The sequence below is a fragment of the Paenibacillus sp. Z3-2 genome (assembly GCF_054161325.1).
Window position 1 is genome coordinate 3,562,728 of sequence record NZ_CP096397.1, and the last position, 12,941, is coordinate 3,575,668.

Consider the following 12,941-nt stretch of genomic DNA (forward strand, 5'->3'; position numbering starts at 1 on the left):
AGTAAAGCAACATTTTACTTCAACAAACGTTTAATTAACTTCAGCTTGTTATCATACGGTGGATACAGAATCGGCAGATTCACTTTGGTGCTTTTCTTTAGTACACTTTTGAGATGAGAGAAGGTCTCGAAGCTATACTGCCCATGATACGAGCCAACACCTGAATGACCAACACCGCCAAAAGGCAGACGCGGATTCGCAACATGCGTGATGGTATCGTTAATGCAGCCGCCGCCAAATGAAACTTCGCGCAGCACTTTGTCCTGAATCTGGGTGTCGGAAGTAAACAGGTACAAGGCGAGCGGTTTCGGCCGCTTTACGATTTCTATAATGGCTTCATCCAGATTACGGTAGCTGATGATGGGTAAAATCGGTCCAAAAATCTCATCTTCCATCGTCGCTGCATCCCAGGATTCCGCATCAATCAACGTAGGTTCAATAAAGCGATCCTCTTCATCCGAAGCTCCTCCATATATCACTTTGGCCTGATCTTGTTCAATCAGAGTCGTCAGCCGTTTAAAATGTCCCTTGTTCACGATTCGCCCATAGTCCTTGTTGTTCTGGATATCTGAACCAAAGAAAGACACGATCGCTGCTTTCATCTCCGTAACTAACTGTTCCTTCACGCCTTCATGCACGAGTAAATAGTCGGGTGCGATGCAGGTCTGTCCCGTATTAAGCAGTTTGCCCCATATGATGCGCTCCGCAGCTACTTTGATATCCGCCTGTTCATCCACGATGACTGGACTCTTGCCACCCAATTCCAACGTAACGGGAACCAGATTTTTGGCAGCTGCCTCCATCACAATTTTGCCAACCGGTACACTGCCTGTAAAAAAGATATAGTCAAACGGCGCATTGATCAGCGCTGTCGTTGTATCTTTGGCACCGTCAAGTACCTGAACGTATGCCGGTTCGAACACCGTCGCAATCATTTCACGTACTACAGCAGACACCGCAGGTGTATTCTCTGACGCTTTGAGCACGGCTGTGTTACCTGCTGCAATAGCGCCTACCAATGGTTCGATCAAGAGTTGAAATGGATAATTGAAAGGTCCGATGATCAGTACTGACCCATAGGGTTCAGGTATGATATAACTTTTGGAACCCAGGAGTGCCATTTGCGTTTTGACTTTAACGGGTTTCACCCACTTCTTCACTTTACGAATGGTGTGTGTGATGCTGTCCATCATGAATCCGATCTCGGTCGTATACGATTCGAACTCACTTTTCCCCAAATCCTGATAGAGAGCTTCTGTTAGTCTGGTCTCGTACTTTTGAATCGCCTGCTTCAGCTGGGTCAGTCGGGCAATTCGGGCTTCTGCCGATCGTGTGGCCCCCGAACGAAAGAATTGTCGTTGCTGCTCCAAAATCTGTTCAACTTCCTGACGGGTTACTTCCTGTATAGTTGTTATCATATAAGCATACTCCTCTACTTGTTATAGATTAAGCGTTTAAACTTACGAACCTATAAGATACATGCAAAAGCATGTTTTATCACCATTAATCTACAGACACTCTTCTTCCAAAGCAGCTACCAGTTCCTTCAGCAGCTCCACCGATGCATTCAATGAAGCCGAATAATAACGCTGTGTGCCCTTCTGTTCCACAGATATGAGCCCCTTCTCTAACAACAGCTTGAGATGATGAGATATGGCTGGCCGGGATAGGCTCGATTGTTCAGTAATTTCATTTACCGTCATTCTGCCCTTCTCGCTGAGTGTCAGCAAAATAGCTTGACGATGGTTGTCACTTAATACTTGAAATAACGGGATACAGGTTTGGAAAACGCTGATCGCTTTTTGTCCCATGGTGTTCACCTCTATACTATTCTTCATAATATTGTTCTCTGCACGATATCTGTTGGTTTAAACATTCGAACCTAATGATTTGAATTGTACTCCTGCTCATTAGAACTGCAAGTGGATCATTAAACAAATTCAATATAATGTTGATAAAGCGCTTCCATACTACCATACAAGTATGGTAGTATGTCAAAGAAGGAGTTGAAGTTGTGGAATATACCCCCAAGTTATCATCCAAACCCGGTTTGTTGCCTGCTGCGAACAGTCTGTCTTCCATGAACAAGCAGTCTTACTCCGCCCGGGACGCGGTATACGTCACGCTTAAAAAGCTGATTTTAAGTCTGAAGCTGCCTCCGGGAACAGCTATTTCAGAGAAAGAAATTTCGCTGGAGTTCCAGGTCAGCCGGACACCTGTTCGAGAAAGTTTCGTGAGACTTGCCCAGGAAGGTCTGCTCGAAGTGTATCCACAGCGTGGCACATACGTCTCTCTGATCCAGGTCGATCTCGTTGAGGAGGCACGATTCATGCGTGAACAGCTTGAACGTGCCGTAATCAGGCTCGCCTGCGAGCATTTTCCGGATCAACAGATGATTGCACTTGAACAGAACCTTGCGCGTCAACAGGAATGTAAGATCAAACCGGATGATGAACGAATGTTCCAATTGGATGAGGAATTCCATAGCACTCTTTTTGCAGGCTGCAACAAAAGCAACACCTGGACTGTCATCCAGCAGATGAATGTGCATTTGAATCGAAGCCGCATGCTCCGTCTGTCCTCGGATCACCAGTGGGATCATCTGATTGATCAGCACAGGTCCATGGTTCAGGCTATTCAGCAGCATGATGCCCAGACGGCAGAACGACTGATGCAGGAACATCTGCATTTAACTGTCACCGATTTGGCTGTCCTGCAGGATACATATCCTTCCTATTTTCAATGACTGAATTCTTCTTACTATTATTCATGATGAGGTGAACGTGATGAGAATGGTTTTTCGCTGGTTTGGCGAAGGCAATGACACGGTAACACTGGATCACATCCGGCAGATTCCGGGTGTTGAAGGTATTGTGTGGGCTCTACACGATGTTCCTGTTGGCGAGGAATGGCCCATGGACAAAATACTCGCGGTCAAAGCGGCAGCGGACAAGGCCGGGTTACATCTGGATGTCGTTGAGAGTGTGAACATCCATGAGGATATCAAATTGGGCCTGCCATCAAGGGATAAACACATTGCGAACTATATTAAAACGATGGAGAAACTGGCTCAGGTGGGTGTGAAGGTCATCTGTTACAACTTTATGCCGATCTTCGACTGGCTTCGCACGGATATGCACAAGGAAATGGAGGATGGCTCAACTGCCCTCTTCTATGAGCACAGTAAACTCGCAGATATAGAACCTTTAGAACTCGTTCGACGCATTACGGAAAACTCTGCACTCACCATGCCAGGTTGGGAACCGGAACGATTGCAATATTTAACAGGGCTGTTCGAAGCCTATAAAGATGTGACAGAAGATCATATGTGGGAGCATGCACGTTATTTCCTGCAAGAGATTATGCCTACAGCCGAACGGCTGGGGATTCGAATGGCCATCCATCCGGATGACCCGCCATGGCCAATCTTTGGTTTACCAAAGATTATTACAAGTCAGGAGAATGTTCGGAAATATTTGAATCTTTATGATAGCCCCTACAACAGCGTGACACTATGCAGTGGCTCTCTGGGAGCGAATGCTGATAATGACATTATCGGGATGATACACGAGTTCAAGGATCGGATTCCATTTGCCCACATTCGTAATGTCAAAATCTACGAAAACGGCGACTTTATTGAAACGTCACACCGCAGTCAAGATGGAAGCGTCGATATTGCGGGAGTTGTTGAGGCTTACCACGATATCGGTTATGAAGGTTATGCAAGACCCGACCACGGTCGTCATCTCTGGGGGGAACAGTGCCGACCTGGTTATGGGCTCTATGACCGGGCTCTGGGAATCATGTATCTGTGGGGCGTCTGGGATTCGTTGCAAAGGAGGGCAAAGCATGAGTGAACATCAATTTGAACGCTCATCTCGTCTCGAAGGCAGAACGGCTGTAATTACCGGAGGTGCTGGAGTACTATGCCGGTCCATGGCGGAAGAACTTGCTCGGCACGGTGCAAGTGTAGCCATACTGAACCGCACCGTGTCCAAGGGTCAGGAAGTTGTAGCTGCCATTGAAGCTGCTGGTGGCAGAGCAATTGCTGTAGCCTGTGATGTAACCCAAGCCGATAGCGTGCAAGCGGCAGCAGATGCTGTGCTGGAACAACTTGGACCCTGTGATATTCTGATTAACGGTGCCGGTGGCAATAATGCCAGTGCCAATACTACGAATGAAATATTCAGACTGGAAGATCTGGAACAGCAGGACGTTACGACGTTTTTTAATGTAAGCGTAGAGGGATTTCGTCAGGTGATGGATCTGAATTTTGTCGGTTCCCTCATTCCTTCTCAGATCTTTGCAAGACATATGATTGAACGTGATGTTTCGGCGACTGTCATCAATATTTCTTCCATGAGCGCCCCGTCGCCCATGACCAAAGTTCCAGCGTATAGCGCTGCCAAGGCAGCCATTAACAACTTCACGCAGTGGCTCGCTGTGCATCTGGCTGAATCCGGTATTCGTGTCAACGCCATTGCACCCGGATTCTTCCTGACAGAGCAAAACCGTAATCTATTGCTGCAACCAGACGGTTCTCCTACGGAACGTTCGAGTAAAATCATTGCGCATACTCCTATGCGCCGCTTCGGCAAACCGGAAGATCTGCTTGGCACGTTGATGTGGCTTGCGGATGAAAGACAATCCGGCTTCGTCACAGGCACAGTCATCCCTGTAGATGGCGGATTTATGGCCTATTCCGGTGTCTAATGTTCTCTTTTTCTACAAGGCGTGAACTCAACCTTATCTATTGATATCTTCTGATCCGGAGTCCAGTGCATCCACACGGGCTTCGGATTTTTGCGTTCAGAATAAGATTGAATATTGTTGGCAAAGATTGTGAATGTAAAGGAAGGTGAACCATATATGATGGAAGAAACCTGGGTTGTCGCCGTTCGATCGGTGATCACCTTTATAACCTTGATCATCTATGCAAGAGTACTAGGTAAACAACAGATGGCCAACCTAACGTATTTTGATTACATCAATGGTATTACGATCGGTTCCATCGCGGGTACATTCGCAACAGAACTGTCCTCCAAGGCTTGGATTCACTTTGTGGCCTTGACCATTTTTACAATTATAACGATCATTTTTCAATATGCTACGTTGAAAAGTCGAACCCTCTCCAAAATGCTGGACTCTGATCCCACCCTTATCATTCAAAACGGTAAAATTCTGGAACAGAATCTACACAAAATGCGTGTGAAATTCGATGAATTGACCATGATGCTGCGACAACAGGATATCATCGATATCACGACGGTGGACTACGCAATCCTAGAGCCTGATGGCAGCCTATCCACTGTATTGAAGCCTGAGAATCAGCCACTGACAGCCAAGGACATGCATATGCATCCCCCGAAAAGCAAGCTGATGACCGAACTGATCATTGATGGTATTCTGATCAAACAGAACCTACACGAGAGAAATAAGGATATCCAGTGGCTTACCGAACAACTGAATAAGCAAAAAGTGACGATTCAGGATATTGCATTTGCGGCCATTCTACCCAATGACAAATTGTACATCGATCTTTTCAAGGATCGTTTTAAAGAAAAAACGGATATGGGTGACTATGAAGGACCATTTTAGATGTTTACATTGCGGAGGCGGTTGAATGAAAACACGTTTCTGGTTGCTATATGTACTTCCAATCTTTTTGATCCTGCTATTCGCAGCGATCATGGCTGGCGGAACCTATCTCAAAAAACCATTTGGTACCCAAGATCGCTTGCTCGAATCGGTGCAAACGCTGGAAAAGCACGTTGAGGGCAAACAGTGGACGGCAGCCAAGTCACAGATTGAATATGCAATGCAGGCTTGGGATCGAATCGTAGACCGAATTCAATTCAGTGTCGAACGTGAGACGATATACGATATTCTGGGTACTCTCGCACGAGTTAAGGGCGGCGTTGCAGCAGAGGATGACAAGGCGATCATGGAGGAAATCTATTACTTCTACGTGTTATGGGACAACTTGGGGGATTGATTGGCCGCATCAAAAAGCACCTCCTTTGTCGAAAAAGGAAGTGCCTTTTAGCGTTCTATCCGTTACGCTCTTCTTACTCGGCGAGCTCTTGGTGCACGCGAAGTACCTTCTTTGCGGAAAAAGAGAGTGAGTGCTCTGTTCGCACACCACAGTGCAATTAGAGCAAACAGCGTGCCCCAGAACAGCGCGGGAAGGAATGTCTGCTGAGCGAGATTCGCTGCATCCCCTGCCCGTGAAGGCTGCGTCCAGGACAATATTCCAACGTATACAGCACTAACAACGGACTCTTCCAGTGTAAGAAACGCCAGTAACAGATAATAGAACTTCACGATCTTGGCGCCAAAAATCATAATGACCACGTTCAGAACAATGAACCCGGTCAGCCATAACATGCCGAACTCTCCTCTTACATATAACAGGAGTGACACCAGTGCTACAGCCGTCATGATCCCCAGTCCCCACATATGCAAGCCTTTGCGGTATAAGTAGAACAACAGCCAGGCAAACAGTGATGCACTGATATATCCCGCCAGAGAAACCAGGATCGATCTGCCTGGCGTCAGCATGGACGAATACGTTACACCGCTATGATCAGCGTACAATTCAATCCGCAGCACTTTACCAGACAATAACAGCGTCATCAATGCATGACCGAATTCGTGAATCATCGTATCCAGGTTACGGAACAAGGACGAGAATGGGATGAATCGTGTAAGAAAGACGGAGCCTAGCAGGAAAAGTATCGTTTTGACCCACTTATTCAATCGTGTCATACCTCCTTTACCTTGAAGTAAACAAGCCTATCCTTTATATTACGCTTTTTTCACTCGATTCGTTTCGGCTTCCGAACTGTAAGGCGCAGTGCTCCATCCACCAGCAGAAGCTCCGATTGTGTCCAATGAAAAAAGAAGATAGATCATAGCGGCCCTTCTCAGCCTCTAGCGTAACGAGCAGTCGATTCCGCATCCGACTAAGTGCATAGTGCACGAAATGATCTGCAACTTCACTTTGCACAAGGGTAACATAAGCATAGAGGGAATGATCGACGGGTTCATCAAGCGGACTCACCCCTGCACATGAAAATTCCGTCTTGACCCCCGCATTCTGAAGTATGGATAATGCGTTCACGAGCTCGGCATCCACTTCAACGCCATTCCATATTTCCGTTTTCTTCGCGGATACTGTATGTTTGTCACGCTCCGTCCAGTTTATCAACTCCAGCTTGCGCCGTCTCCACAGAAGGGCGGGCTGTTCACTTAATAGCACTTCATGTTCTTCATTTGAATTCATCTAAGGCTTCCTCCTGTTCTCCTCTATCCGGTCACCTTAAACGAAGCAGAGAGCACATCACTGTGCTCTCTGCTTCGCAAAAAGGCAAAGGAATGGCACTCCATTCCTCAGCATGTTGTATTATTGTACCTTTTTCGGTGACAGGCATCAAATCGATCTTTTATTATTCGTTTAGTGCCTGTTTCAGTGCTTCCAGATTCTGTCTCATCACGCTAATGTAGTCCATTCCCGCCGCAATTTCTTCCTCGGTGAGTCCCTCAAGCGGGTTTAATACAGCCGTTTTGGCCCCCACTTCACTTGCAATCGTCTCAGATACTTTGGATGAAACCAGTGTTTCGAAGAAAATCGTCTTCACCTGATGCTCTTTCGCAAAATCAATAACGGATGCCATCTGCGCTGCCGAAGGTTCCCGCTCAGGGGATAGCCCGGCAATAGGTACCTGCTGCAGATCATATTCTTTAGCCAGATAACCAAATGCAGCGTGTTGTGTGATGAAATCTTTGCGTTTGCTATCCGTCACAGCCGCCTTGAAGTCCTGATCCAGTGACTCCAATTGAACAATGTAAGCATCTGCATTTTGCTTGAACTGTGCAGCGTGTTCTGGAGCAGCCTGCGCCAATCCCGCTTCAATATTGCGTACTTCCGTTACAGCCAGTGCAGGCGACAGCCATACGTGCGGATCCAGTCCACCATGATCATGCCCATGTCCTTCTTCTGCCTCGGCGTCATGATCATGGTCGTGTTCTTCAGTAGTCGCTTCATCTGCATGATCGTGGTCGTGATCATGCTCTTCTGTAGTCGCTTCATTCGCATGGTCATGATCGTGATCGTGTTCTGTTGCCTCTGTATGTTCATGATGGTGATCATGCTCTACACCTTCAAGCAGGTTGATGCCCTTGCTTGCTTCTACCTGAATGAGTGAAGTGTTACTCAGACTTCCGGTGACCTGATCAATCCATGATTCCATACCCGCACCGTTGTATACAAGCACATCCGCTTTCTCAATGCTGGCAATGTCCTGTGGTGTTGGCTCCCAATCATGAGGCTCCATACCTGCTGGAACAAGCGTATGTACATCCGCTAGGTCGCCTGCTACATTTTTAGTGAATTCATACATGGGATAGAAACTAACCTGCACGTTTAATTTTGCGGTTTCCGTCTCGGCTGGAACGGGAGTGCCCGTCGAAGCTGCGCTGGTATCGGAAGCGGACTTCTGTCCGCAACCTGCGACGATAAGTGTCAGACTGAATAACAGTCCGAGCGCTGTTTTTTTACTGAATTTCATGTGATGTATTCCTCCTTGAATGGATAACTAACGTTGCTCGTTGTTCTTGTTGATTTCTCTCTTTACGGTGACGCTTGCGGTTGTATCGTGCAATCAGCTTTTGCGCTGATATTCCAGTCAATAGGAAGACCAACAGGATGAGAGCAATCGTTCCTCCCGGTGGTGTATTTAGGTGGTAAGATGTTGTCAGTCCGCTAAAAATACCGATTACCCCCGTGATTACCGCGACGATCATCGCTGCTGTAAAACTGCGAGATACTCGGAGTGCCAAGGCAGCGGGCAATACGATGAGAGCAGACACCAGTAGCACACCCACAATCGGCATGGCTGAAGCTACAGTCATTCCTGTCAGAATGGCAAATGCAAACGATAATCCTCTCACTTGAACGCCTCCAATGGAAGCTGTCTCTTCATCAAACGTAAGGCTATAGAGCGGTCTTCGGAGAATGATGAAAAAAAGCAAACCTGTGACACATACACCTGCCATCATCCACAACTGCATATCGCTAACCGCGACAATTGATCCAAATAAGTATGAGCTGAATGTTTTGGACAGATTCGTTTTCAGACTCATCAATACCACCGCAAGGGCTAGCCCCGAGGTCATAATGATTGCAACAGGAACCTCGCTATAGGTTCGGTAACTTCGACGGAGTTGTTCAACCAGTAATGCACCAATAATGGCAATGGCGAATCCGCAGATGACCGGGTTAAGATTCATGACCGAACCTAACGCTACACCTGCGAGTGAGACATGGGATAACGTGTCTGCCATAAGAACCTGCCGTCTGAGCATCAGATAGACACCCAGAATCGGAGCTATGACCCCAATCAGTCCACCTGCCCAAAAGGCACGTTGCATGAATTCGTACTCAAACACTGCCATTCCTCACTTTCTTGCCGCTCTAGGGTAATGGTACGGTCCAATCGATCTCCCATTTCTTCCAACCCGTGAGTAACCATTATAATCGTTAACCCATGAACATCCGTATAATGGCGCATCAGATCGTAGAAGCCCTCTCGGCTGCGTCGGTCCATCCCCGTTGTCGGCTCATCCAGTACCAGAACCTGCGGTTGCCCAGCCATGGCTCTGGCAATACAGATCCGCTGCTTCTGTCCACCGGACAACTCACCGACACGTGTATTCCGATATTCCCACATGCCGACCTCACGCAAACTGCGTTCAACGATGGCATCCTGCTCCGATGTAAATCTGCGAAAAAGTCCCAGTTTGGTATAACATCCGGATCGGACCAGTTCATTCACCGTGCTAGGGAATCCACTATTAAACGATGCCACCTGCTGGGGCACATAACCGATATTGGAGTTGTTCCCACGTTTCATCTGGGGACTCATATGTATCGTGCCACTCCAGGGCTTCAACAGCCCCAGCAGCAGCTTTAACAGGGTTGTTTTGGCAGAACCATTAGGGCCAGTAATGCCTATGAACTCTCCCACATGGATATCCAGCGACAGTTGATCAATGACTGGCTCTTTGCCATATCCGAATACAACATCACGCATGGAAGATAGTATCATGCCACTCCCTCCTTTCGTAAATATTACGATTTAAAATGAACAAAAAAATTTAGCGTGTTTCCCGGTGGATCGTCATTTTCTTCAAACGAGGTGAGTACTTCTTCATCTCCAGACGCTCTGGATGGTTACGCTTGTTCTTGGTTGTTGTATAGTTGCGATCCCCACACTCGGTGCAGGCTAAGGTTACAATGACTCTCATGGTTGTTGCCTCCTCTTATTTAATCGTAATCATTACTATTTAATGATACTAGCTGATGCTTTTTCTTTTGTCAACTCCACGCCGGAAAAGGATCTTTCAGTTCACGCCAGTTCATCAACATCTCCTCCTCCGTAAGAAGGGTCTCATCCAGCGTACGTTCAATCTCAGCCCGGTCCATATCAATGCCGATGAATACTAATTTGGTTACCCGATCACCCCACTCATTATCCCAGTCCGGTATGCTAGGCAATGTATCGCCAAAATGAAGTTGCCTTTCCTCCTCACTCATCGCACCTACCCATATTCCTGCTGGCGCAAGCTGCTTCGATGTGCCTGCGTGACTGAAAGAGATTGCCATATGGTTCCTTGTCGCCAGCCACATCAGACCTTTGGATCGCACGATGCTATCTGGATATTTCGCAATCCAACGCAGCAAGCGTTCCGGGTGGAATGGACGTTTACGATGATAGACAAATGAATGAATTCCATATTCTTCAGTCTCCGGGGTATGTTCCTCTTTCATTAATTCGCGGATCCAACCCGCGGACTGGCTTGCTTTTTCAAAATCAAAACGTCCCGTATTCAATATCTCTCTCGGATCAATCTGCCCATGTGTCGTGCGAATGAGCTTGGCTTCCGGTTGCATGGCGTGCAGGGCCTTCTCAAGCTTCGTCAGTTCTTCCTCTGACACCAGATCACATTTGTTCAGAATCAGCACATCACAGAATTCCACCTGATCCGTCAGCAGATGAACGATTCCACGACCATCGTCTTCCCCCGCTTGCTGTCCACGGTCCTTCAATGTTTCTTTGGAATAAAAGTCACGCCAGAACTGAGCAGCATCAACAACCGTAAATATCGTGTCGAGTCGGGTGAATTTCGTCAAATCAATGCCGAGTTCCTCGTCGATATACGTAAACGTCTGCGCAACAGGTACCGGTTCACCAATACCCGTCGATTCGATCAATATGTAGTCAATAGAACCATCCAGCGCCAGCCGCTCAACTTCTTTCAGCAGATCCTCCCGTAAAGTGCAGCAGATGCACCCATTCGACATCTCAACCAGTTTCTCATCAATACGCGATAATCCTCCACCATCTCGTATTAAGCCTGCATCGATATTAACCTCACTAAGATCATTGACGATAACAGCAACCCGCATCCCCTCGCGGTTATGAAGCACATGATTGAGCAGTGTCGTTTTGCCTGCATCCAAATATCCACTAAGCACGGTAACTGGCACCCGATGTTGAACCTGTTGATCTGACATTTCTGCTTCCTCCATTCTGCTTAAGTTGGAATGAATAATCTTCTTTCTGACCCTATGAGGATCAAAAATAGACTACTTTTATTTAATCGTAATAATTACGATTAAAAATGATCAATCCGAACTATACCGTAGTTTTCTTTGGGTTGTCAACTCTAATATGATGAAAAATCTTGATTAATCGTAAAAATGTTGATTAGAACATAGGAATCATGTATGTTGCTGCACGTACAAGCATATATTTTAGCAAAGTCCTAGTTGTGGAGGTCTGTTTCATGAAAATGGCAGTCAATCTGAAGCTCCTTTCCTTCCTGATCCCTTGTGCATTTCTTGTTCCCGTGTTGATCACGATGGCTCCAGACCTGAAGGAAGCATGGAACAGTGAAGCTTTGCAAAATATGAAAACGGTATTCATAGGTATCTTTCTTGAAGCTGCTCCTTTTCTGCTCATGGGTGTGCTATTGTCCTCGCTCATGCAGTGGTTCGTATCCGAAGAAATGGTCCGCAAACTCACGCCCAAGAATCCGATCGGCGGTGTGCTGGTTGCAGGACTGCTCGGTATTATTTTTCCCATCTGTGAATGTGGCATGATCCCGGTAGTTAGACGATTAATGCACAAAGGAATGCCTGCCTATATCGCAGTTACGTTCATCTTGAGTGGTCCCGTAGTGAATCCCATCGTATTTACCGCAACCTTGCTTGCCTTTCCCTCCCATCCTGAGATTACCATTGCCCGTATGGGACTGGCCTTTGCCGTAGCAGCTTCCATAGGCATGCTCGTGTATGTGTTCGTTCGTCGAAATCCCCTTCGGATGCCAAAAGTCGCAGTGACAGAGGTCAAGACGCATCCTGGATTTAAAATGGCGCAATCTCATGCTCATGCACACGCAAATGCACATGATCATAACCATGTGAAAAACTGGCGCAGCTTCTTCATTCATGCCGGAGATGAATTCGTCGATATGAGCAAATATCTGGTGATCGGTGCCCTGATTACAGCCTGCATCCAGACATTCATTAGCCGCAGCGATCTGATCTCACTTGGCAATGGTCCTGTCGCCTCTTATGTGTTCATGATGGGATTTGCTTATGTATTGTCCCTCTGCTCCACTTCTGATGCTTTTGTGGCTTCTGCGTTCTCACATACGTTTGCACTGGGGCCGCTGGTATCCTTCCTTGTACTTGGCCCAATGCTGGATTTCAAAAGCACCCTGATGCTGCTCTCGACCTTCCGTACCCGGTTTGTTATTGGTCTAAGTCTAGCGATTATCATACTCGTCTTCGCCGGCTCGTGGTTGATTAATCTGCTGGTATAAAGGTTGAAGAAAATACTTCAAGACCTAAATGGTTAATCACATGAACTTTC

15 protein-coding genes are annotated in these 12,941 nt (G+C 46.9%); 6 read left to right on the forward strand and 9 right to left on the reverse strand.

Going from position 1 to position 12,941, the window contains the following annotated elements; genetic code table 11:
* Window positions 1–14: 14 nt before the first annotated feature.
* Together M1D71_RS15910 and M1D71_RS15915 are read right to left on the reverse strand one after the other, a co-directional pair.
* Window positions 15–1,418 (reverse strand): aldehyde dehydrogenase, encoded by a 1,404-nt coding sequence (locus M1D71_RS15910; RefSeq protein WP_458122752.1) that lies wholly within the window; start codon window positions 1,416–1,418, stop codon window positions 15–17.
* 90 nt (window positions 1,419–1,508) lie between these two features.
* Window positions 1,509–1,811: an ArsR/SmtB family transcription factor gene (locus M1D71_RS15915; RefSeq protein ID WP_458127267.1), complete on the reverse strand. Its 303-nt coding sequence runs from the start codon at window positions 1,809–1,811 to the stop codon at window positions 1,509–1,511.
* Between the two features lie 269 nt (window positions 1,812–2,080).
* Here M1D71_RS15915 and M1D71_RS15920 point away from each other — a divergent pair, with 269 nt between their 5' ends.
* The 5 genes from M1D71_RS15920 (at window position 2,081) to M1D71_RS15940 (ending at window position 5,995) form a co-directional block, all read left to right on the forward strand.
* The gene (locus M1D71_RS15920) at window positions 2,081–2,746 is read left to right on the forward strand and encodes a GntR family transcriptional regulator (RefSeq protein WP_458127268.1); all 666 of its coding nucleotides are present in this window, start codon (window positions 2,081–2,083) and stop codon (window positions 2,744–2,746) included.
* Between the two features lie 40 nt (window positions 2,747–2,786).
* Window positions 2,787–3,857 (forward strand): mannonate dehydratase, encoded by a 1,071-nt coding sequence (gene uxuA / locus M1D71_RS15925; protein WP_458122753.1) that lies wholly within the window; start codon window positions 2,787–2,789, stop codon window positions 3,855–3,857.
* A complete protein-coding gene (locus M1D71_RS15930) occupies window positions 3,850–4,713 on the forward strand; it encodes an SDR family oxidoreductase (protein ID WP_458122754.1) in 864 nt (287 codons plus the stop codon). The genes uxuA and M1D71_RS15930 overlap by 8 nt, the downstream gene beginning before the upstream one ends.
* A 156-nt stretch (window positions 4,714–4,869) precedes the next feature.
* Window positions 4,870–5,598 (forward strand): DUF421 domain-containing protein, encoded by a 729-nt coding sequence (locus M1D71_RS15935; RefSeq protein ID WP_458122755.1) that lies wholly within the window; start codon window positions 4,870–4,872, stop codon window positions 5,596–5,598.
* Between the two features lie 25 nt (window positions 5,599–5,623).
* Window positions 5,624–5,995 (forward strand): DUF4363 family protein, encoded by a 372-nt coding sequence (locus M1D71_RS15940; protein WP_458122756.1) that lies wholly within the window; start codon window positions 5,624–5,626, stop codon window positions 5,993–5,995.
* Window positions 5,996–6,057: 62 nt separating this feature from the next.
* Here M1D71_RS15940 and M1D71_RS15945 read toward each other — a convergent pair whose 3' ends face one another.
* From M1D71_RS15945 to M1D71_RS15975, 7 genes are all read right to left on the reverse strand, one after another.
* The gene (locus tag M1D71_RS15945; protein WP_458122757.1) at window positions 6,058–6,759 is read right to left on the reverse strand and encodes a M50 family metallopeptidase; all 702 of its coding nucleotides are present in this window, start codon (window positions 6,757–6,759) and stop codon (window positions 6,058–6,060) included.
* A 43-nt stretch (window positions 6,760–6,802) separates the two neighbouring features.
* Window positions 6,803–7,285 carry a hypothetical protein gene (locus M1D71_RS15950; RefSeq protein WP_458122758.1) on the reverse strand — a complete coding sequence of 161 codons (483 nt, stop codon included), beginning with the start codon at window positions 7,283–7,285 and terminating at the stop codon, window positions 6,803–6,805.
* A 163-nt stretch (window positions 7,286–7,448) separates the two neighbouring features.
* Window positions 7,449–8,570: a metal ABC transporter substrate-binding protein gene (locus M1D71_RS15955; RefSeq protein ID WP_458122759.1), complete on the reverse strand. Its 1,122-nt coding sequence runs from the start codon at window positions 8,568–8,570 to the stop codon at window positions 7,449–7,451.
* On the reverse strand, window positions 8,557–9,456 hold the full coding sequence (locus M1D71_RS15960) for a metal ABC transporter permease (RefSeq protein WP_458122760.1): 900 nt from the start codon (window positions 9,454–9,456) through the stop codon (window positions 8,557–8,559). Before M1D71_RS15960 ends, M1D71_RS15955 begins: the two co-directional genes overlap by 14 nt.
* Entirely contained in the window at window positions 9,402–10,109 is a 708-nt protein-coding gene (locus tag M1D71_RS15965; protein ID WP_458122761.1) for a metal ABC transporter ATP-binding protein, read from the reverse strand. The genes M1D71_RS15960 and M1D71_RS15965 overlap by 55 nt, the downstream gene beginning before the upstream one ends.
* A 49-nt stretch (window positions 10,110–10,158) precedes the next feature.
* On the reverse strand, window positions 10,159–10,308 hold the full coding sequence (gene rpmG / locus M1D71_RS15970) for a 50S ribosomal protein L33 (protein WP_036613813.1): 150 nt from the start codon (window positions 10,306–10,308) through the stop codon (window positions 10,159–10,161).
* A gap of 70 nt (window positions 10,309–10,378) precedes the next feature.
* Window positions 10,379–11,578, reverse strand: coding sequence for a GTP-binding protein (locus M1D71_RS15975; RefSeq protein WP_458122762.1), 1,200 nt, complete (start codon window positions 11,576–11,578; stop codon window positions 10,379–10,381).
* Between the two features lie 272 nt (window positions 11,579–11,850).
* Here M1D71_RS15975 and M1D71_RS15980 point away from each other — a divergent pair, with 272 nt between their 5' ends.
* The gene (locus tag M1D71_RS15980) at window positions 11,851–12,891 is read left to right on the forward strand and encodes a permease (RefSeq protein ID WP_458122763.1); all 1,041 of its coding nucleotides are present in this window, start codon (window positions 11,851–11,853) and stop codon (window positions 12,889–12,891) included.
* Window positions 12,892–12,941: the final 50 nt, after the last annotated feature.